At 72.8% G+C, this 19,605-nt stretch carries 21 protein-coding genes; 14 read left to right on the top strand and 7 right to left on the bottom strand.

Annotation, left to right across the window (positions count from 1 at the left end):
• Positions 1-17: 17 nt before the first annotated feature.
• Positions 18-701, top strand: coding sequence for a response regulator (locus AC5L30_RS12365; protein ID WP_030329696.1), 684 nt, complete (start codon positions 18-20; stop codon positions 699-701).
• A gap of 90 nt (positions 702-791) precedes the next feature.
• On the opposite strand, the gene AC5L30_RS12360 is transcribed toward AC5L30_RS12365, so the two are convergent.
• Entirely contained in the window at positions 792-1,589 is a 798-nt protein-coding gene (locus tag AC5L30_RS12360; RefSeq protein ID WP_433271483.1) for a DUF3109 family protein, read from the bottom strand.
• An 80-nt stretch (positions 1,590-1,669) separates the two neighbouring features.
• Here AC5L30_RS12360 and AC5L30_RS12355 point away from each other — a divergent pair, with 80 nt between their 5' ends.
• Positions 1,670-2,614, top strand: a complete 945-nt coding sequence (locus tag AC5L30_RS12355; RefSeq protein WP_494867274.1) for a Ppx/GppA phosphatase family protein — start codon at positions 1,670-1,672, stop codon at positions 2,612-2,614.
• A 75-nt stretch (positions 2,615-2,689) separates the two neighbouring features.
• Positions 2,690-3,496, top strand: a complete 807-nt coding sequence (locus AC5L30_RS12350) for a sugar phosphate isomerase/epimerase family protein (protein ID WP_494867273.1) — start codon at positions 2,690-2,692, stop codon at positions 3,494-3,496.
• Positions 3,497-3,527: 31 nt separating this feature from the next.
• On the opposite strand, the gene AC5L30_RS12345 is transcribed toward AC5L30_RS12350, so the two are convergent.
• From AC5L30_RS12345 to AC5L30_RS12335, 3 genes are read right to left on the bottom strand one after another with little or no spacing between them, the layout of a single operon-like run.
• A complete protein-coding gene (locus AC5L30_RS12345; protein WP_091402753.1) occupies positions 3,528-4,115 on the bottom strand; it encodes a CGNR zinc finger domain-containing protein in 588 nt (195 codons plus the stop codon).
• An 18-nt stretch (positions 4,116-4,133) separates the two neighbouring features.
• Positions 4,134-5,300, bottom strand: coding sequence for a glutathionylspermidine synthase family protein (locus AC5L30_RS12340; protein ID WP_494867272.1), 1,167 nt, complete (start codon positions 5,298-5,300; stop codon positions 4,134-4,136).
• Position 5,301: 1 nt separating this feature from the next.
• On the bottom strand, positions 5,302-5,574 hold the full coding sequence (locus AC5L30_RS12335; RefSeq protein ID WP_494867270.1) for a hypothetical protein: 273 nt from the start codon (positions 5,572-5,574) through the stop codon (positions 5,302-5,304).
• 106 nt (positions 5,575-5,680) lie between these two features.
• Here AC5L30_RS12335 and AC5L30_RS12330 point away from each other — a divergent pair, with 106 nt between their 5' ends.
• The 11 genes from AC5L30_RS12330 (at position 5,681) to AC5L30_RS12280 (ending at position 16,201) form a co-directional block, all read left to right on the top strand.
• Positions 5,681-6,601 (top strand): proline dehydrogenase family protein, encoded by a 921-nt coding sequence (locus tag AC5L30_RS12330; protein WP_494867268.1) that lies wholly within the window; start codon positions 5,681-5,683, stop codon positions 6,599-6,601.
• Positions 6,602-6,707: 106 nt separating this feature from the next.
• Positions 6,708-7,508 carry an alpha/beta fold hydrolase gene (locus AC5L30_RS12325; protein WP_494867267.1) on the top strand — a complete coding sequence of 267 codons (801 nt, stop codon included), beginning with the start codon at positions 6,708-6,710 and terminating at the stop codon, positions 7,506-7,508.
• Positions 7,501-8,076 (top strand): TetR/AcrR family transcriptional regulator, encoded by a 576-nt coding sequence (locus AC5L30_RS12320; protein WP_494867266.1) that lies wholly within the window; start codon positions 7,501-7,503, stop codon positions 8,074-8,076. Before AC5L30_RS12325 ends, AC5L30_RS12320 begins: the two co-directional genes overlap by 8 nt.
• Positions 8,077-8,143: 67 nt before the next feature.
• On the top strand, positions 8,144-9,433 hold the full coding sequence (locus AC5L30_RS12315) for a hypothetical protein (RefSeq protein ID WP_494867264.1): 1,290 nt from the start codon (positions 8,144-8,146) through the stop codon (positions 9,431-9,433).
• Between the two features lie 43 nt (positions 9,434-9,476).
• Positions 9,477-10,868: an efflux RND transporter periplasmic adaptor subunit gene (locus tag AC5L30_RS12310; RefSeq protein WP_494867262.1), complete on the top strand. Its 1,392-nt coding sequence runs from the start codon at positions 9,477-9,479 to the stop codon at positions 10,866-10,868.
• On the top strand, positions 10,865-11,905 hold the full coding sequence (locus AC5L30_RS12305) for an ABC transporter ATP-binding protein (protein ID WP_494867261.1): 1,041 nt from the start codon (positions 10,865-10,867) through the stop codon (positions 11,903-11,905). The genes AC5L30_RS12310 and AC5L30_RS12305 overlap by 4 nt, the downstream gene beginning before the upstream one ends.
• The gene (locus tag AC5L30_RS12300; RefSeq protein ID WP_494867260.1) at positions 11,902-13,086 is read left to right on the top strand and encodes an ABC transporter permease; all 1,185 of its coding nucleotides are present in this window, start codon (positions 11,902-11,904) and stop codon (positions 13,084-13,086) included. Before AC5L30_RS12305 ends, AC5L30_RS12300 begins: the two co-directional genes overlap by 4 nt.
• A gap of 210 nt (positions 13,087-13,296) precedes the next feature.
• A complete protein-coding gene (locus tag AC5L30_RS12295; protein WP_007465625.1) occupies positions 13,297-13,506 on the top strand; it encodes a helix-turn-helix domain-containing protein in 210 nt (69 codons plus the stop codon).
• 270 nt (positions 13,507-13,776) lie between these two features.
• Positions 13,777-13,878, top strand: coding sequence for a 30S ribosomal protein bS22 (locus tag AC5L30_RS12290; protein WP_007465623.1), 102 nt, complete (start codon positions 13,777-13,779; stop codon positions 13,876-13,878).
• A 176-nt stretch (positions 13,879-14,054) separates the two neighbouring features.
• Positions 14,055-15,131 (top strand): NAD-dependent epimerase/dehydratase family protein, encoded by a 1,077-nt coding sequence (locus AC5L30_RS12285; RefSeq protein ID WP_494867258.1) that lies wholly within the window; start codon positions 14,055-14,057, stop codon positions 15,129-15,131.
• Positions 15,132-15,319: 188 nt separating this feature from the next.
• Positions 15,320-16,201, top strand: a complete 882-nt coding sequence (locus AC5L30_RS12280; RefSeq protein ID WP_494867660.1) for a lysophospholipid acyltransferase family protein — start codon at positions 15,320-15,322, stop codon at positions 16,199-16,201.
• A 57-nt stretch (positions 16,202-16,258) separates the two neighbouring features.
• Here the strand turns inward: AC5L30_RS12280 and AC5L30_RS12275 are convergent, their stop codons facing one another.
• From AC5L30_RS12275 to AC5L30_RS12265, 3 genes are all read right to left on the bottom strand, one after another.
• Positions 16,259-17,128: an HAD family hydrolase gene (locus tag AC5L30_RS12275; protein ID WP_494867256.1), complete on the bottom strand. Its 870-nt coding sequence runs from the start codon at positions 17,126-17,128 to the stop codon at positions 16,259-16,261.
• A gap of 126 nt (positions 17,129-17,254) precedes the next feature.
• Positions 17,255-18,133, bottom strand: coding sequence for a DUF5667 domain-containing protein (locus tag AC5L30_RS12270; RefSeq protein WP_494867255.1), 879 nt, complete (start codon positions 18,131-18,133; stop codon positions 17,255-17,257).
• A 280-nt stretch (positions 18,134-18,413) separates the two neighbouring features.
• Entirely contained in the window at positions 18,414-19,370 is a 957-nt protein-coding gene (locus AC5L30_RS12265; RefSeq protein WP_494867253.1) for an ECF subfamily RNA polymerase sigma factor, BldN family, read from the bottom strand.
• Positions 19,371-19,605: the final 235 nt, after the last annotated feature.

Below are 19,605 nucleotides of genomic sequence, written 5' to 3'. Positions count from 1 at the left end.
TGGAAAGGAAATCCCCGTTGAGCCGCGTTCTCGTGGTCGAGGACGAGGAGTCGTTCTCCGACGCCTTGTCGTACATGCTCCGTAAGGAGGGCTTTGAGGTTTCGGTCGCCGCGACCGGCACCGACGCCCTCACCGAGTTCGACCGGACCGGCGCCGACATCGTGCTGCTCGACCTGATGTTGCCCGAGATGTCGGGGACCGAGGTCTGCCGACAGTTGCGGCAGCGCTCGGCCGTGCCGATCATCATGGTCACCGCCCGGGACAGCGAGATCGACAAGGTGGTCGGGCTGGAGATCGGCGCCGACGACTACGTCACGAAGCCGTACTCGCCGCGGGAGCTGGTCGCCCGGATCCGGGCGGTGCTGCGCCGGCAGAGCCCGGAGGTGGCCGAGGCGGGTGCGCCGACGCTGGCCGCCGGACCGGTGCGGATGGACATCGAGCGGCACGTGGTGACCGTCGACGGCGGGGCCGTGCAGCTGCCGCTGAAGGAATTCGAACTGCTGGAGCTGCTGCTGCGCAACGCGGGCCGGGTGCTCACCCGCGGCCAGCTCATCGACCGGGTCTGGGGTGCCGACTACGTCGGTGACACCAAGACGCTGGACGTGCACGTCAAGCGGCTGCGCTCCAAGATCGAGCCGGAGCCGTCCGCGCCGCGCTTCATCGTGACCGTCCGGGGCCTGGGCTACAAGTTCGAGCCGTGATCGGCGACCGAAGGGGGTCTGTGCTCGGCGCAGGCCCCCTTCGGCCTGTCCGCGCCTGCTCAGCGAGCCAGTTCCGGGAGCTGAGCGACGCTAGACCTCGTCGGCCGGGTGCGGGGCGATCATGCCCTGCTTCGTCCTGGTCGCGCAGAGCTCGGCCAGCCGCTCGTACGCGGCAGCGCCGATCAGGGCGGTCAGCTCCGGCCCGTACGACAGGTACATCGGCTCGGTGCCGACGTGCGCGTCCGTCGAGGAGGTGCACCACCAGTCCAGGTCGTGCCCGCCGGCGCCCCAACCCCGCCGGTCGAACTCGGACAGCGTGGAGACCAGCACCTTGCTGTTGTCCGGCCGCTTGACCCAGTCCTGATCGCGGCGGATCGGCAGCTGCCAACAGACGTCCGGCTTGTATTCCAACGGGTGCACCCCGTCGCGCAGCGCCTGGGCGTGCAGAGCACAACCGCCCCCGCCGGCGAAGTCGGCGTCGTTGAGGAATACGCACGGACCGTCGGCGCCCTGGGTGGCGGTGCGGCGGGCCGGGTTCTTGCCGTCGATGGTGTCCTCGTCGGTCCAGTTCTTGAACCCGCGCCGGAAGTGCTGCCAGGTCGACGGGGTGAGTCGCCGGACGGCGTTGCGAACCCGCTTCTCGTCGTCCGAGTCGGTGAAGAACGCCCCGTGCGAGCAGCAACCGTCGGCGGCCCGGCCGGCGATGATGCCGTGGCAGCCCTTGCCGAAGATGCAGGTCCAGCGGGAGAGCAACCAGGTCAGGTCGGCCCGGATCAGGTGCGTCTCGTCGGCCGGGTCGGTGAACTCGATCCACTCCCGAGGAAAGTCCAGGGGCACCTCGCGGCTGCGCGGGTCGCCCGGGTCGTCCACCAGCACACGGAGCTCCATCGTCACTCGGCCCAGCGTACGCGCGGTGACGTCCCCAGGCCGGTGAGCCGCGCAAACGTGTTGCGCCTAGGGTCTTCACCATGCGACTGGGTGTCCTCGATGTCGGATCCAACACGGTGCACCTCCTTGTGGTGGACGCGCACCACGGCGCGCACCCGTGGCCGGCGCACTCCGAGAAGGTGGTGCTCCGGCTGGCCGAGCAGATCGGCCCCGACGGCGCGCTGACCGAGGCGGGTGCGGACGGCCTGGTCAAGGCCGTGGGCATGGCCAAGGCCGCGGCCGCCGGGCTGGAGGCCGACGACCTGATCGCGTTCGCCACGTCCGCGGTGCGTGACGCCACCAACGCGGCCGAGGTGCTGGCCCGGGTTCGGGACGAGACCGGCGTACGCCTGGCGGTGCTCACCGGGGCGGACGAGGCGCGGATGACGTTCCTGGCCGTACGGCGGTGGTTCGGCTGGTCTGCGGGCCGGCTGCTGGTGCTCGACATCGGTGGCGGCTCGTTGGAGATCGCCGCCGGCATCGACGAGGACCCGGACGTCGCGGTCTCCCTGCCGCTCGGGGCCGGTCGGCTGACCCGCGAGCGGCTGCGGGTCGATCCGGCCAGTGCGGCCCCGCCGTCGGCGGAGGCCGTCGACAAGCTCCGGGAGTACGTGGACGGCCGGCTGGACAAGGTCGTCGACCAGATCACCCAGGTGGGCTGGGACTGGACGGTGGCCACCTCGAAGACGTTCCGCACCCTGGCCCGACTGGCCGGGGCGGCCCCGTCCGGCTCCGGGCTGTGGGTGCGACGCAGCCTGACCCGGGCCGGCCTGCGGCAGGTCATCGGCTTCATCCGGCACATCCCACCAGCGCAGTTGATGGAGCTGGAGGGGGTCAGCACGGGCCGGGCACACCAGTTGCTGGCCGGCGCCGTGGTCGCCGAGGCGGTGATGCGCCGCCTGGATCTGGACTCGCTGGACATCTGCCCGTGGGCGCTGCGGGAGGGCGTCATCCTCCGCCGGCTCGATCAACTGGAGCCGATCTGATCCGGCGGCCGTTTTCGGTCGATTTGCCGGCGCTCGTCACGATGCCCCCGGCGCTGCCGGGCTACGCTGGCTGATGTGACTTCCCGCGTTCCCGTGCTCCTGTCCAGCTCGTCGGTCTTTCCCGAGCCGACCGCGGCGGCGTTCCAACTGGCTGCGGCGCTCGGCTACGACGGCGTCGAGGTGATGGTCTGGACCGACGTGGTCAGCCAGGACGCGGGCGCGCTGCGCGGCCTCTCCACGCACTACGGCGTGCCGGTGCTCTCGGTGCACGCGCCCTGCCTGCTGGTCACCCAGCGGGTGTGGAGCCCGGACCCGTGGGAGCGCCTGCGCAAGGCCGCCGAACTGGCCGAGACGCTGGGCGCGCCGACCGTCGTGGTGCACCCGCCGTTCACCTGGCAGCGCGACTACGCGCGTAACTTCGCCGAGGGTCTGGCCACCGTCGCGGACCGGTTCACCGGGCTGCGCTTCGCGGTGGAGAACATGTACCCGGTGCGGATGGCGGGTCGGCACTTCGTCCCGTATGTGCCCGGCTGGGATCCGACCGACACCGGCTACGCGTCGTACACCCTCGATCTGTCGCACTGCGCGGCCTCGCACAGCGACCCGCTGGAGATGGCCGACCGGATGGGTGCCGGGCTGGCGCACGTGCACCTCGGGGACGGCACCGGCGAGGGCCGCGACGAGCACCTGGTGCCCGGGCGCGGCACCCAGCCCTGCGGGGAGTTGCTCTCCTCGCTGGCCGGCCGGGGTTTCACCGGGGCGGTGGCGGTGGAGGTCGCCACCCGGGGCGCGAAGAGCCGCGCGGTGCGCGAGGCGGACCTGCGCGCCGCGTTGGAGTTCGCCCGCCAGCACCTGCCCGCGTCGTCACCGGTCGACGCCTGACCCGCCCGCCCGACATCGGGCGGTGGCGGTGTCAGCTGACCGGTGAGAGCGAGTCGGCGGCGGAGGTCGGCTGCGGGGCGACCGTCACCTGCTCGCCGACCGCCGCCCGCTTGCGGGCCCGGTGCGCGGCGACGTGCGAGCGGGTGGCGCAGCGCTCCGAGCAGAACCGGCGGCAGCAGTTGGACGACGTGTCCAGGTAGACGTTGCCGCACCGCTCGTCGGCGCAGACCCCGAACCGGGCGCTGCCGTACTCGCAGAGCCAGACCGACAGCCCCCAGACCGCGCCGGCCAGGTATTCGGCACTGACCGAGGCGCCCCGACTGGTCACGTGCATGTGCCAGTCGCTGGAGTCGTGCCCGGAGATGCGCGGCTGCACCGGGAACGCCTCGAGCAGCGCGTTCAGCTCGGTGACCGCCTGGGCGTCCCGCCCCGAGGTGCCGTACTCGAAGACGTCGCGCAACCGTTTCTGCGCCCGGCGGAAGATCGCCACGTCCCGGTCCGCGACCTCGTCGCGCATCCAGGCGTTCTCGTCGGGGAAGAGGGCCCGCAGGTCGTCGAGGTCGTCCAGGCGGGCGTTGACCAGGTCAACGCCGGTCCGGGCGTACGCGTCGAAGTTCACGCCCCAACGGTAGACGACTCAGCGGGTGCGCGGCGCGTCGATGTAGTGCGGCAGGAACCGCGCGTAGCCGTCGGTGATCAGACTCGCGCTCTCCCGCACCCCCACGCCGGCCGACTCGCCGTCGACGATCCAGCTGCCCAGCACCATCCGGTTGCCGGCGAACTGCGGCAACGCCCGGAACTCCTGGTAGCACCAGCCCTCGTCGCCGTAGATCCCCGGGTTGGTGATCTCCTGATCGGCGGTGACGATGCGGACCGAACCGCCCTCGCGGCCGAGCAGTGGCTTGGCGACGTACTCCGACATGCCCCGCGGCGAGTCGAGGTACGCCGGGAGCAGGTACTCGTGGCCGGGGTACAGCTCCCAGAGGACCGCGAGCAGCGCCTTGTTGGAGAGCAGCAGTTTCCAGGCCGGCTCGATCCAGGTGGTCGGGGTGCCCGGGGCCAGCGCCGCCGGCCCGTACGGCTCGGCCAGCATCCACTCCCACGGGTAGAGCTTGAAGCAGGTGGTCACCGGGCGGTCGTCGCCGTCGACGAAGCGCCGGCCGTCCCAGCCGATCTCCTGGATGGGCTGGAGCTCGACGCTCAGGCCGGCCTGCCGGGCGGTCTCGGCCAGGTAGCCGGCGGTCATGTGGTCCTCGCCGGACTCCTCCTCGTTCGACCAGAGCACGTGCACCCGAGGGTCGTGCAGCCCGGCCCCGATCTTGGCCCAGGCGCCGACCAGCCGCTCGTGCAGGCTGTTCCACTGGTCCAGCTCCGGCCGGGTCTGCTCCAGCCAGTACCACTGGATGATGCTCGCCTCGACCAGCGCGGTGGGAGTGTCCGCGTTGTACTCCAACATCTTCGGGGGCCAGGTGCCGTCGTACGCGAGGTCGAAGCGCCCGTAGAGGGTCGGTGGCGCCTCCCGCAGCGACCGGGCCACCGCCTCGGCCGCCCACTCCGGGATGCCGAACTCGGCGTACCGGCGCTGCGCCACCACGTGCTCGGCGGCGGTCACCGACATCCGATGCAGCTCCTCGGTGGCCTCCTCCAGCCGCAGCACCTCGTCCAGGTCGAAGGCGTACGCGGCGGTCTCGTCCCAGTACGACATGATCCCGCCGTCGGGCAGCTCGGTGTCGACGTAGACCAGCCCCTGCGACCGGATGGTGGCGTCCCAGTCGGTGCGCGGTGTGACCGTCTCGCGGCGCACGTCAGCCGCCGCAGGCGGCGAGGTGGGTGCCGAATCCGCCGCGTTCGGGCAGGGCGGCGGTGGTCGGCTCGGGGGCGGTGCGACCGGCGGCCGGGTCGGCGACCCGCATCGCCAGCGCGACGGTGTCGCCGCCGCCGACCGGCCCGAGGGCGCAGTCGTCGTCATCGTCGTCGTCCGAGGTCATGTTGCAGCCCGAGAGGGCGAGCGCGAGAGCGGTGAGCGCGCCGAGCTGCACGGAGGCCGACCGGAGCCGGCGGCGGGGGCGTTGGTCCACGGCATCGTTGTAGCCGATCGACGCCACCACCGCCGCCCCGCCCCCAGGTTCAGGCGGCCCAGCCGCCCCTCGGCGGGGCCCCTGGCAGGGGCGTTACGCTCGGCTCATGCTCCGTTCCGTCATCCTCGCCGCCTCCCGGTCATCCCAGGTCGAGCGGCTCGTCGCGACCGCCCCGTACACCCGGGACGTCGTACGCCGGTTCGTCGCCGGCGCCGCCACCGACGACGCGTTGCGCGCAACCCGCGTGCTCGTCGACGACGGCCTCGCGGTCACCCTCGACCACCTCGGTGAGGACACCGTCCGCCCCGAGCAGGCCACCGCCACCCGGGACGAATACCTGAAACTGCTGAGGATGCTCGGCGCCGCGGGGCTCACCCCGGCCGCCGAGGTGAGCGTGAAGCTCTCCGCCCTCGGCCAGATGTTCGACGAGCAGTTGGCGTACGACAACGCGCGGGCGATCTGCGCGGCGGCCGACGCGGCGGGCACCACTGTCACCCTGGACATGGAGGACCACACCACCACCGACTCGACGCTGGAGGTGCTGAGCCGGATGCGCAAGGATTTCCCGTCGACCGGCGCGGTGCTCCAGGCGTACCTGCGCCGGACCGAGTCGGACTGCCGGGAGCTCTCCTCGGCCGGGTCGCGGGTGCGGCTGTGCAAGGGCGCCTACAAGGAGCCGGAGTCGGTGGCGTACCAGTCGGCCCGTGAGGTGGACAAGTCCTACGTCCGCTGCATGAACATCCTGATGTCCGGCGACGGGTACCCGATGCTGGCCACCCACGACCCCCGGATGATCGCCATCGGCGAGGACCGGGCCCGGTGGTTCGACCGGGGGCCGGAGCGCTTCGAGTTCCAGATGCTCTACGGCATCCGCCCCGAGGAGCAGGCCCGGCTGGCCGGCGAGGGCTACACCGTGCGCACCTACGTCCCGTACGGCGACGAGTGGTACGGCTACCTGATGCGCCGGCTCGCCGAGCGCCCCGCCAACCTGGTCTTCTTCGGCCGCGCCCTGATCTCCAAGAAGTAGTTCCTCCGGTTCGGCCGACGGGCCGGCGGCGACCCCTCGGGTCACCGTCGGCCCGTTTCGGTTGTCTGACTTGCCAACGTTGGCTAAGTGCCTTAGCTTTAAGGCTATGACGGCTAGCCAGGTACGGCGGGACGGCGGACACATCGCGTACGAGGCGCAGGGCGAGGGGCCGCTGGTCGTCCTCGCGCACGGCATGGGCGAGAACAGGGCGAGCTTCCGGCACCTCGTGCCGCTGCTGGTGGCCGCCGGTCACCGGGTCGTCTCGGTCGACGTCCGGGGGCACGGGGAGTCCAGCGCCGGCTGGCCGACGTACGCCCCGGCGGAGGTCGGCGCGGACCTGCTGGCCGTGGTCCGCGACCTCGACGCCGGTCCGGCCGTGCTGGTCGGCAGCTCGTCCGCCGCGGCGGCGGTGGTCTTCGCCGCCACCGACGCGCCCGAGCTGGTCACCGGCATCGTGCAGATCGGCGCGTTCGTCGGTCAGCCGAAGCTCAACCCGCTGCTGCGGATGGCGATGTGGTCCGTGCTGCACAGCCCCCGACTGTTCGGGATGTTCCACAACACCCTGTTCCCGGTGCACCGACCGGCCGACGACGCGGCCTACCGCCGCTTGATGGTGACCAACCTGCGCGAACCCGGCCGGATGGCCGCGACGCGCGGCGTGATCGCACCGGCCGAGCCGCACTGGACCGCCCGCGCCCCGCAGGTGCGGCAACCGGTGCTGGTGCTGATGGGGTCCAAGGACCCGGACTTCCCCGACCCGGGCGCGGAAGCGCGAGCCGCCCGGCGGCTCTTCGGCACCGCCGAGGCCCGCATGATCGAGGAGTCCGGCCACTACCCGCACGCCGACCAGCCGCAGCGCACCGCCGAGCAGTTGCTCGACTTCCTGGCGGTGTGCGCCGGTGCCTAGGGTCGGCCTCAACCAGCAGACGGTCGTACGGGAGGCGGCCCGGCTGGCCGACGAGGTCGGTTTCCAGCAGCTCACCCTCGCCGCGCTCGCCAGCCGGCTCGGCGTCGCGTTACCCAGCCTCTACAAGCACGTGCGGGGTGCGGACGCGCTGGCCCAGAAGCTCGCCGCCCTGGCCACCGCCGAGTTGGCCACCGAGATGAGCACCGCCGCCGTCGGCCGCTCCGGTGGCGACGCGCTCCGGGCCATGGCGTACGCCTACCGGGACTACGCCCACCGGCACCCCGGCCGCTATCCGGCCACCCAGCGGGTGCCCGACCCGGCCGACCCGGAGCACGTCGAGGCGGGCGAACGCGCCGTCGGTGCCATCTTCGCGGTGCTGCGCGGGTACGGGCTCACCGGTGACGACGCGGTGGACGCCACCCGGGCACTGCGCAGCGCCCTGCACGGCTTCGTGAGCCTGGAGGCGGCAGGCGGCTTTGGCCTGCCCCGCGACGTCGACCGCTCGTACCACCAGTTGGTCGCCGGCCTGGACATCTCGTTCCGCTCCTGGCCGGGCACCGGCGGGTGAGCGAGGCCGGCGCGATCGGCCCGGGGCGGCCTCGCCGCATCCAGGTAGTGGTCGTACCCTTCGGCGGGTGACTGACGAGGTGCAGCAGCCAGCACCGCGGCGGCTCTGGCCGCTGTGGACGGTGCTCGTGGTGGTCGTCCTGCTGCTGGGCTGCGGCCTGCCGGCGGCGCTCGTCGTCGGAGTGATCCGGGAGACAGGCCCCCGCCCCACGGTCAGCCGGGTCGGCGCCTCGGCGGCCGACGACCCGGCCACCGCCGTGGCGCGCGGGTTGTCCGACCGGATCACCGCCCAGCTCCACCGGCAGTCCGCGGCACTCCTCGGCGGCGACCGCGCCGGGTTCCTCGCCGTCGCCGATCCCGCCGCCCACAACGACCTGCGCCGACGCTTCGCCGCACTCCGCGAGCTCAAGGTGACCGGCTGGCGGGCCGAGCCGAGTGGCCTGCCCGTGCCGATCATCGGCAAGCCCGGCGAGTGGCGGCTACTGGTGCGCTTCCAGTACTGCTTCGTGACGCCGAAGTGCCGGCCCAGCCCGGTGCTGATCGGCACCCGGTGGCGGGAGAACGGTGACCAGCCCCGGATGGTCGCCATGGAGGAATCCAGGTCGGTGGAGACCGGCACCCGACCGTGGGAGATCAGCGACCTGGCGGTCGCCATCGGCGCGCGGACCATCGTCGCCACCACCCCGGCGTTGCGCGGCAAACTGCCCGGCCTGCTCGCACAGGCCGAGGCGGCGGCCAAGGTCGCCGACGGGTACGCGGTGACCGGATCACCGCCGGACCGGTACCGGATCTTCTACGCCGGGCGCACCGAGTGGCAGCGCTGGTACGGCGGGGAGCGCCCAGAATGGACCGGCGGTTACGCGGTGACCGTGGGCGGAGGCCACCACGAGGTGGTGCTCAACGCCGAAGGGCTCTCCAACAGTGGCACCGACGACCTGCTCCGGCACGAGCTGACCCACGCGGCGTCGTTGCCGGAGCGCGGCTACCCGGGCAAGCTCACCTGGTGGTTGGTGGAGGGCCTGGCCGAGTTCGCCGGTGCCGGCGGCCAGGCGGTCGACCGGTACGAGGGAATCGCCGACGTGCGCAAGATGGTCCGGGGCGGCTGGGACGGCAAGTTGGAGGGCGTCAACCCCGCCGACGACGCCTCCGCCGAACGGGTCGCTGGCAGCTACGGCATCGGCTACCTGGCCGTTCGGCACCTCGTCGACAGGTACGGGCCGCTGCGGCTGCTCACCTTCTTCAGGGCAGTGGTGCACGACGGCCGGACCATCGACGCGGCCTCCGAGAAGGCGTTCGGTGAGCAGTGGTCGACGCTGCACGACGAGTGCGTGGCGTACGTCCGCGCCGCCGCCGGCTGACGCAGCTCGGAGGCGGTGCGACGGTGCGCCGTACGATCGATGGGTGCGCCGTCCTCAATCGTCACGGCCCGCCAGCACCACGCGGCCCCGCCTGCTCATCGCCCTGACCGCCGTCGTCGTCCTCACCGCCACCACCGCCGCCTCCTGCGGCGACGAAGGCCCCGACCTCGCGCTGGCGTCGGCCGCCCGCAACCCGGTCACCGAGGTGATCGACGCCCCGGCCACGGTGACCGCTCGCGCCGCCGCCACCCTCACCGCCCCCGCCGACGGCACCCTGTCCAGCCTGCGCGTCCAGCCTGGACAGCGGGTCCGGCGCGGTCAGGTGCTGGCCGTGGTCGACTCGCCGAGCGCGCAACAGCGGCTCCGCCAGGCGAAGGAGGCGCTGACCGCCGCGAAGCGCGCCGGTCGAGGCGTGGGAACGGGCAGCCTGACCAGCAGCCGACGCGGCACCGACAAGGCCGCCGACGAGGCGTTCGACGCGGCCCGCAAGGCCGCCGAGAAGATCGCCGACCCGCAACTGCGCGACGCGCTGCTGACCCAGGTGACGTCCGCGCAACGCCAGTACGCGGCCGCCGCGCGCAGCGCCGACCAGGCCGTCCGCGCGGTGCAGCGGGGGATCAACGGGTTGAGCTCTGCCGTCGGCGCGCTCTCCGCGGCACAGCGGCTCCAGGCCCAGCAGGCGTACGACCTGGCGAAGGCGACCGTCGACGCGCTGACCCTGCGCGCCCCGATCGCCGGGGTGGTGCAGCCGGGCGGCACCCGGGCCGGTGGTGGCGCGAACGCTGCTCTGGCCGGGTTGTTGGAGCAGGCCGGTGGCGCGCAGGCGGCCGGCCTCGACCCGTCCGTGCTGGCCCCCAGCCAGGGTGGGCCGCCGGCCGGCGTGGACGACGCGGTCGCGGTCGGTGGTCAGGTCACCGCCGGCACGCCGGTGCTGACCGTGGTGGACACCGGGCAGTTGGGTCTGCTCGCCGAGGTGGACGAGACCGACGTGCTGCTGGTCAAGGCCGGCGTGACCGCCACGGTCGAGTTGGACGCCGTCACCGGCGCCAGCTACGACGCCACCGTCCGGTCGGTCGACGTGCTGCCCACCAACTCCGCGCAGGGCGGGGTCACCTATCGGGTACGCCTGGCGCTGGGCGCCGGGAAGCTGGCCGAGGACGAGCCGGCACCGACGCCCCGCCCCGGCATGAACGCGATCGTGCACCTGCGGGTACGCGAGGCCGTCGACGCGGTGACCGTCCCCGCTTCGGCGGTGTTCTCCGCCGACGGCCGGGACGCGGTCTGGGTGGTCCGTGACGGTAAGGCGGACCGGGCGTCGGTGACCGTGGGCGTCCAGGGGTCCGACCTGGTGCAGATCCTCAACGGCGTGCAGCCCGGCGACCGGATCGTGGTGCGCGGGGCCGACCAGGTCCGCGACGGCCAGGAAGTCCGGTGACCGAACCCGCCGCCGCGGATCCGCGCGGCGACCGGCCGGCAGGGGAGCGCGTCCCGGCCATCGAGGCGGTGGACGTGTCCCGGACGTACCAGCTCGACGGGGTGTCGGTGGAGGCGCTGCGCGGGGTGTCGCTCACCGTGCAGCCGGGGGACTACGTGGCTCTGGTCGGGCCGTCCGGCTCGGGCAAGTCCACCCTCATGCACCTCCTCGGTGGGCTGGACCGGCCCACCGGTGGCCGCCTGGTGATCGGCGGGCGCGACGTCAACGCCCTGGCCCCGCCGGAGATGGCGACCCTGCGCAACGAGACGATCGGCTTCGTCTTTCAGGCATTTCATCTGCTGCCGCGTACCTCGGCGGTGGAGAACGTGGCGCTGCCCCTGGTCTACCGGGGGGTGTCGGCCCGGCAGCGGCGGGAGCGGGCGGCGGCGATGCTGGGCCGCGTCGGCCTCGGGCACCGGCTCGACCACCGACCCAACCAGATGTCCGGCGGTGAGCAGCAGCGGGTGGCGATCGCCCGCGCGCTGGTCACCGAGCCGACGGTGCTGTTGGCTGACGAACCCACCGGAAATCTGGACAGCGTCACCGGCGCCGCCGTGCTGGAGCTGTTGGAACAGCTGAACGCGGAGTCCGGGGTGGCGCTGGTGATGGTCACCCACGACCAGGAGGTGGCGGCCCGCGCCCAGCGTCGGATCACCATGCGCGACGGGGTGGTCGTGGCGGACAGCGCAGCGAGCGCACACCCGCCGAGCGCGGACACCGACGACCCGCACTCCACCCATGATCGACCGCCATCCGTTGATCACGGTCGACCTGCGACACTGGTCTCCGCTCCCAGCGCGGAGCCCCGGTCCGCGTCCGGAAGCGGCCCGGGGCACCCGTCCGGTGGCTCCGGTGGCGCCGCCGGAGCCACCGGACGCCTTCCGCGCGAGGGCGAGCGGCCCGAGGCCGATCCCCGCGAGGCCGACCCGGGCGACGCCGGTCCGCGCGGCCGCGCGGCGGGCGGGCCCACGGAGGAGCGGCCCGGAGGTACGGCGTGAGGGTCGCCGAAGCGTGGCGGGTGGCGCTGGACGCCCTACGGGCCAACCGGTTGCGCAGCGCGCTGACCATGCTCGGGGTGATCATCGGGGTGGCCTCGGTGGTCCTGCTGGTGGCCATCGGTACCGGCACCAAACAGAAGGTCGAGCAACAGGTCGAGGGCCTCGGCTCCAACCTGTTGCTGGTCGTGCCCGGCCGGATCGAGGTGGGCAACGCGCCGGTCGTCTCGCCGCTGACCCTCAAGGACGTGGACGCCGTCACCCGGGTGGTCGGCGACCCCGAGCGGGTGGCGGTCACCGTCGCGTCCGGGGCGACCGCGCGGGCCGGCGCCCGTTCCGACTTCACCACCGTGCAGGGCGTCCTGGAGACGACCCCGGCGGTCTTCACCCGGTCGCTGGCGCGGGGACGCTATCTCACCGGCACCGACGTGGACACCAGCCGACGGGTGGCGGTGCTCGGCGACTCGGTCGCCCGTGCGCTCTTCCCCGACCGGGACCCGCTCGGCCAGCAGGTGGCGCTGGCCGGGGTGCGGTTCCGGGTGATCGGGGTCTTCGCGCCCCTCGGGCAGAGCCTCGGCGTCGACCGGGACGACGAGGTGCACGTCCCGGTGACCGCCGCGCAGCGGCTCTGGGGGACCCAGCGGGTCGACGGCATCGCGGTGAAGGCGCCGGACCGGGAGCGGATCGACGAGCTGGGCGAGCGGATCGTCGCCGAGCTGAACCGCCGTCACCCGGACACCGAGTTCAGCGCGGTCACCCAGCAGCAGATCCTCGGCGTGCTCGGCGACATCCTCGGCGTGCTCACCGGCGTACTGGCCGCCATCGCCGGCATCTCGCTGCTCGTCGGCGGCGTCGGCGTCTCCAACATCATGCTGGTCAGCGTCCGGGAGCGGACCCGGGAGATCGGGCTCCGCAAGGCCGTCGGGGCGCGCCCCCGCGACATCGGCGTGCAGTTCCTGCTGGAAGCGGTGCTGCTCACCACGATCGGCGGGCTCACCGGCATGGCGCTGGGCGTGGGAACCGCCCTGCTGGTCGACGCGCTGTCGCCCATTCCGGCCGCGATCACCTGGTGGTCGTTGGCGCTCGCCTTCGGCGTGTCGGCGGTGGTGGGCATCGTCTTCGGGGTGGTTCCCGCGCAGCGCGCCGGCCGTCTCGACCCGGTGGTCGCGCTGCGCACCGAATGAGCAGCGCCGACAACCGGACGACGGACGCGGAGGGGCGGATACCGGGAGCACGGATCGGGTGATCCGGCCACCGAAGCATGATCAGTTGCAGGAAGGGATCGCGCCGGTCACAACCGCCCCGCTACCGTACTGGTAACACGCGCGTCGTCGGCCCGGCCCGGAGCATCCGTCGGGTTGGCACGCGCCGGGCATGGGATGGGTCGGTGAGCCATGGCCGGGTCACAGTCCGACGGACGGCTGTCGGAGGTCAAGTTCCTGACCGTCGCGGAGGTGGCGACGGTCATGCGGGTGTCAAAGATGACGGTCTATCGCCTGGTGCACAGCGGTGAGCTCACCGCCGTCCGGGTCGGCCGGTCATTCCGGGTGCCCGAGCATGCGGTGCACGAATATCTCCGGGGCGCTTTTCAGGAGACCGCCTGAGCCACCACACCGCCCTCCGATCGCCGGCTGACCGGCATCGGTGAGCGTAAGGAGTGGGCTGGCGAGCCCCGCGGTCGCGAACCAGAGGCAGCCGCGACGGGGGCGCGTTGGTCCGGCTGACGCCCTGCGGCTACCCTGGAGCCCGACCGAGACCCCACCGGTGCGCCCCGCCGCCCAGACTGGTCCGGTCCGTTGTCCGCAAGCGGTCGCCGTCGCCACCTGCGTGGTGTCATCCGGTCCGCCCCGCACGTTGTATCGAAAGGCTGTCGTATGGGCTCGGTGGTCAAGAAGCGCCGTAAGCGCATGGCTAAGAAGAAGCACCGCAAGCTGCTGCGCAAGACCCGCGTCCAGCGTCGCCGTCTCGGCAAGTGATCGCCGCCGGGCTCGACGGACAGGCCGGCGGCGCATGCTGCGCCGGAGCGCCCCCGGCCCATCCGACCGCCCGGCGTTCGGCGTCACTTGCCAAACTGTCGACCTCCGGAGGCTCAGGTGATCAGGCCGTGGTCGTCGTCCCGGCTCGGTCCATCCTGCCGGGGTAGGTGCGTCAGATGACCCCCGGTGGCACCTCAGGTGCTCCGGGGGTCGTCGTCGTCACCGGGGTGGGCCGTTACCTGGGTGCCCACGTGGCGGCCCGACTGGCCGCCGACCCGCGCATCGAGCGGGTCATCGGGGTCGACGCACCGGACTCCGGCACCGAGTTCACCGATCTGCTGGACCGGGTCGAACGGATCCGCGTCGACAGCGGTTCGCTCGGTGGCCTCCTCGCCGACCTGGACGTCGACGCGGTGGTGCACCTCGCGCTGGTCACCTCACCCGACCCGCAGCACGGCGGCCGGTCCGCGATGAAGGACCAGAACGTCATCGGCAGCATGCAGCTGTTCGCCGCCTGCCAGCGGGCACCCCGGCTGCGCAAGCTGGTGGTCCGTTCGTCGACCGCCGCGTACGGGGTGTCGTTCCGGGATCCGGCGGTCTTCACCGAGGAGACCGAGCCCCGCGAGGTGCCGCGCGGCGGTTTCGGCCGCGACATCCTCGACCTCGAGGGGTACGTCCGTGGTTTCCGGCGCCGCCGGTCCGACGTGACCGCCACGGTGCTGCGCTTCGCCCCGTTCATCGGCTCGACCGCCGACACCACGTTGACCCGCTACTTCTCGCAGCCGTTCGTGCCGACCGTCTTCGGCCGTGACCCCCGTCTGCAGTTCCTGCACTTCGACGACGCGTTGGAGGTGCTGCACCGGTCGATCGTGGAGGACCATCCCGGCACGTACAACGTCGCCGGCCCGGGGGTGCTGTCGCTGTCCCAGGCGATCCGGCGCGCCGGCCGGGTGGCTGTGCCGGTGCTGGAGCCGGGTCTCTCCGGGGCCGCCGCGCTGGCCCGCACCATGGGGTTCGGGCGCTACGGCCTGGACCAGGTCGACCTCTTCGTGCACGGCCGGGTGGTCGACACCAGCAGGCTCGAGCAGGAGTACGGCTTCACGCCCCGGTCGACCGCGGCGGCGTTCGAGGACTTCATCCGCGCCCATCACGGTGGGGTGGTGGTCACCCGGGATCAGCTGGCCGCCGCCGAGCAACTCGTCCTGGACGGCATCCGGCAGGTCCGCTCAGCGGTGCGGGAGCGGTCGTCGTGAGCGGGCCGACGAGCGGGCCGGAGGAGGGGCGCGACCCGCAGTCGGTCGGGCGTTTCGACGTACCCCAGCAGGTGCCCGCGCCGGACGCGGAGCCGGCGCGGCGCAACGGACATCGACCGGCCACACAGGCCGCGCCGACCCCGACCGCAACCCCCGCCCCGGCCCCGGCTGACGAGGTCGACGCCGCGTTGCCCGGTGGCACCGAGCCGGCGGTGCCGGACCGGCCCGGCGACCACTGGGACCGCAAGGTCGCGAACGGGTTGGCGTTCCTGCGCCGACGACTCTCCGGTGACTACGAGGTCGACGAGTTCGGCTTCGACTCGGAGTTGACCGACGCGGTCTTCCACCCGCTGCTGCGGCTGCTCTACCGGGACTGGTTCCGCACCGAGGTCAGCGGGGTGGAGCACGTCCCCGTGGACGGCCCCGCCCTGGTGGTCGGCAACCACTCCGGGACGGTGGCACTGGACGCCCTGATCCTCTCGGCGGCGCTGCATGACAAGCATCCCGCCCACCGCTACCTGCGGCTGCTCGGCGCCGACCTGGTCTTCCGGATGCCGGTTGTCTCCGAGCTCGCCCGCAAGACCGGCGGCACGGTGGCCTGCAACCCGGACGCCGAGCGGCTGCTCGGCGGCGGCGATCTGGTCGGGGTGTTCCCCGAGGGCTTCAAGGGCATCGGCAAGCTCTACGCCGACCGGTACAAGCTGCAACGCTTCGGGCGGGGCGGGTTCGTCTCGGCGGCGCTGCGCACCGGCACCCCGATCGTGCCCGTCGCCATCGTCGGCGGCGAGGAGATCTACCCGATGCTCGCCGACATCAAGCCCCTGGCGCGGCTGCTCAAGCTGCCCTACTTCCCGGTCACGCCGACGTTTCCGCTGCTCGGGCCGCTGGGCATGGTGCCGCTGCCCAGCAAGTGGCTGATCGAGTTCTGCCCGCCGATCCCCACCGCCCACCTGACCGACTCGGCGGACGACCCGCTGGTGGTCTTCAACCTCGCCGACCAGGTGCGGGAGACCATCCAGCAGACCCTGCACACGCTGCTGGAGCGACGCCCCGACCCGTTCGGCCCGTAGCGCGTGCGGCGAGCCTCGGTCGCGCCGAGGCCCTGACACCCGCCCCGAAATGGCGGCTCAGCCGGCGCGGCGGCGGCGTTGCAGGGCCAGGCCGGCGGTGACCGCACCGGCGACCAGCCCGGCCGCCGCGGTCGACGGTACGGCGATCTTGACCGCTCGACGGCCGGTGCGGAAGTCCCGCACCTCCCAGCCGTGCTGGCGGGCCTGCCGCAGCAGGGCGCCGTCCGGGTTGACGGCCACCGCCCGGCCCACCGAGCAGAGCAGCGGCAGGTCGTTCGCCGAGTCACTGTAGGCCGCGCAGCGGGTCAGGTCGAGCCCTTCCACGGCGGCGAGCTGGGTGACCGCCTCGGCCTTGGCCGGCCCGTGCATCAGGTCACCCATCAACCGCCCGGTGTACGCCCCGTCGCGCACCTCGGCCACCGTGCCGATGGCACCGGTCAGGCCGAGCCGGGCGGCGATCACCCGGCCGATCTCGACGGGGGCGGCGCTGACCAGCCAGACCCGTTGACCGGCGTCCAGGTGACCCTGGGCGAGCTGGTGGGTGCCGGCCCAGATCCGGGGGGCCATCATCTCGTCGAAAATCTCCTCGGCGAGGTGCTCGACCTCGTTGACCCGCCAGCCCTGGACGAAGGCCAGCGCCGCCTCCTTGGCCAGGGACATGTCACCGGCGTGCTCCCGGGCCAGCAGCCGGAAACGCAGCTGTTGCCAGGCGAATCGGGCCAGGTCGGCGGTGGTCACGTAGTTCCGGGAGGCGAGCCCTCGGGCGAACCAGTAGATCGACGCGCCCTGCATCATCGTGTTGTCCACGTCGAAGAACGCCGCGGCGGTCGGGTCGGGTGCGCTGACCGGAGCCAGGTCGGTCTCCGCCCAGCCCGCGGTGTGCCCCTCGGCGTCGGTGCTGACCGTCACCTTACGGCTACGCGCCACGCGATTCCCTTCCTCACCGGTACGACGGATGCTTCCCCGCGAGGGTATCCGCCGCAGACGGGCGACCGGCCGGGCACACAGCGAACTGTGGCGCGGCCGGTCGGCCGTGCGGTATAGAGCGGCGGGTCAGCGAGCCCCGGGGCAGGCGCTCGGGGCCGGGCCGAGGGCGTCGCTGGCGGTCGGGGCCGGCAGGCCGCAGGCGATTGCCGCGCGCAGGTCGTCCGAGCGTTCCCGGATGCTGTCCAGCAGCAGCAGCGACTGCTGGGTCCGTTCCCGGTCGACGCGGCTGCTCCCGTCGAGCAGACCGCGTACCGCCCGGCGCTGGCTCGTCACGAAGGTGTTGAGGGTGTCCAGGCTGCCCGGCTCGGCCCGCTGCACCGCGGCCGAGGTCAGCAGGCGAACTCCCTGCCGGCTGTCGGCGTCCATGTCGTCGAGGACGGCGCTGTAGCCGATCCGGTCACCGCGCAGCTTGGCGGCTTCGCCAACTCTGGTCCGGGCGAAGTCCAGGAAGAGTTGGCCTCGGCTGATGTCCGAGCTGGCCAGGGCGAGCTGCGCCCGCTCGGTCGAGCGCTTCATGCCGTACAGCGCATCGCCGGGCACCGCGTTCTCGCTTGCGGCGGAGATCCCGGAGACGGCGATGGCCCCGGCGGCGATGCCGACCAGGATCGCGCCCCGGGCTCGGGCCCGCCGGGCGGTGACCGCCGGCAGTAGCCGCCCGCGGGTGGTCGTGGCGGCCGGTTCGCTGGCCGCCGCTGGTGTGGTGCCCAGCCCTTCCCGCTCGGCGGTCGCGAGCAGCATTGCCCGCAGGCCGGTGCGGAAGTCCTGGTCCACCTCGACAGCCGGGGGGTCGACGCTGAGCCGCTGACCCACTGCGACGAGCGGCGCGAGTTGACCGTCCACTCGGGATCGCACGTGGTGTCGCCGAGCGCCGTTGGCCTCGTCGAGAAGCTGCGCGAAGCGCTCCGCGCGCCGGCGGGAGAAGAGGGTGTTGTCCACCGCAGGCACCTCCTCTCGCTGGTCACGGCCGGTCGGCCGCCGTCGTTGCCAGCGACCGGGCGGCAGTGTGACACCACGGAGGTGAGGTACCGCCGGCGTGCCGGTCGGACCTCGGTGACCCGGGCCTGCCGGGACATCCACCGGTCGCACCCGGAGAAACGCGGCGGACCGGGCACGGGTTACGGGCCTGGCGGAGCGGAAATTACAGAAAGTGATCGTCATCACCAGGCGGGACCGACTCTGAGCTGCGCGGACGCTGATCGACGTCCGTCGGTCCCGCCGTAACAAACTACGGCTGGAAGCCGTCGGGCAGGAGCCGGGCCAGGGCGCGGACGGCGCGGTACTGGAGGGCCTTGATGGCTCCCTCGTTCTTGCCCATCGCGCGGGCCGTCTCGGCGACCGAGAAGCCCTGGAGGAAGCGGAGCACGATGCACTCCTGCTGCTCCGGGTTGAGCTGCTTCACGGCGGTGAGGAGCGCGACGTTGGTGATGTGCTCCACCACCGCGGCCTCCGGGCTGCCCTCCGGGCCCCGGTCCTCCCGGTCGGCGTCGAGCACGTCGCCGGTGGTGACCTCCAGCCGGTACCGACCCGACTTGAAGTGGTCCGCGACCAGGTTGCGGGCGATCGTCACCAACCAGGCGCCGAGGTCGCGGCCCTGCCAGGTGAAGCTGCCGATCCGCTTGAGCGCGCGCAGGAAGGTGTCCGAGGTGAGGTCCTCGGCGAGTTGTCGGTTGCCGACCCGGAAGTAGACGAACCGGAAGACGGTGTCCACGTACCGGTCGTAGATCAGACCGAACGCCTCGGACTCACCAGCCTGGGCCCGCTCGATCAGCGTCCAGACCTCGGTTGCCGGGTCGGACGGGTCCGGGCGGCTCGGGAAACCGGTCGGGGTGGTGGCGGTGGTGGCCGGCACCGCCGGGATCACCGCTGTCTCACCCGCCGCCGGCTCGGTGGTGACCGCCGGTGTGTCGGTTACCCGACGACCCTGCACGGGCATGGTGGGTCGGGCCGGTACGGCGACCCGGCCGCCGGCCGGTTTCGCGTTTCCACCGGGCACCGCGGGCCGCGGCGGTGGCTCGTTGTGGTGCGGCCGGCTGCGGGTCCGTTGCGCCGGGCTGTCACCCCGTACGGCGCCGCCGTGCTGCTCGTCCAGTGGGGCACGGGCTGCTGGCCGTTCGTTGACGTGGGAGCGGGCCGGTTGGCCGGTCAGGCCGACCGGGCGTTCCGCGTAACCGAAGGTGGTCACCGCGTTGCCCCCGTCCCGTCGGTCGCCGGGCGGGCCGGTCTGGGTCTCGTCGGGGCGGACCGACCGGGTGACCGGTCGGGCAGGACGGTCACGGGAGTTGCCGACGGGCGGCAATTCCCCTGGAGGTGCTGGTCCAATGCGCTCACAGGCACGGGGGCCTCCTCGGGCTGAGGGGTGTCGACTCACGGCAAATGGGGTGACCCGACCCGAGTGATGATAGGGCCAACGTCACCCG

Source organism: Micromonospora sp. BQ32 (assembly GCF_059358895.1).
This window is presented reverse-complemented; position numbering and strand designations above follow the sequence as displayed.

Coding starts and splice junctions, on each gene's coding strand:
- AC5L30_RS12360 (WP_433271483.1), bottom strand. CDS start 1,589: ATGGAGCTCCGTGTGCTGGTGGACGACCCGGGCGACCCGCGCAGCCGC.
- AC5L30_RS12355 (WP_494867274.1), top strand. CDS start 1,670: ATGCGACTGGGTGTCCTCGATGTCGGATCCAACACGGTGCACCTCCTT.
- AC5L30_RS12330 (WP_494867268.1), top strand. CDS start 5,681: ATGCTCCGTTCCGTCATCCTCGCCGCCTCCCGGTCATCCCAGGTCGAG.
- AC5L30_RS12325 (WP_494867267.1), top strand. CDS start 6,708: ATGACGGCTAGCCAGGTACGGCGGGACGGCGGACACATCGCGTACGAG.
- AC5L30_RS12295 (WP_007465625.1), top strand. CDS start 13,297: ATGGCCGGGTCACAGTCCGACGGACGGCTGTCGGAGGTCAAGTTCCTG.
- AC5L30_RS12290 (WP_007465623.1), top strand. CDS start 13,777: ATGGGCTCGGTGGTCAAGAAGCGCCGTAAGCGCATGGCTAAGAAGAAG.
- AC5L30_RS12285 (WP_494867258.1), top strand. CDS start 14,055: ATGACCCCCGGTGGCACCTCAGGTGCTCCGGGGGTCGTCGTCGTCACC.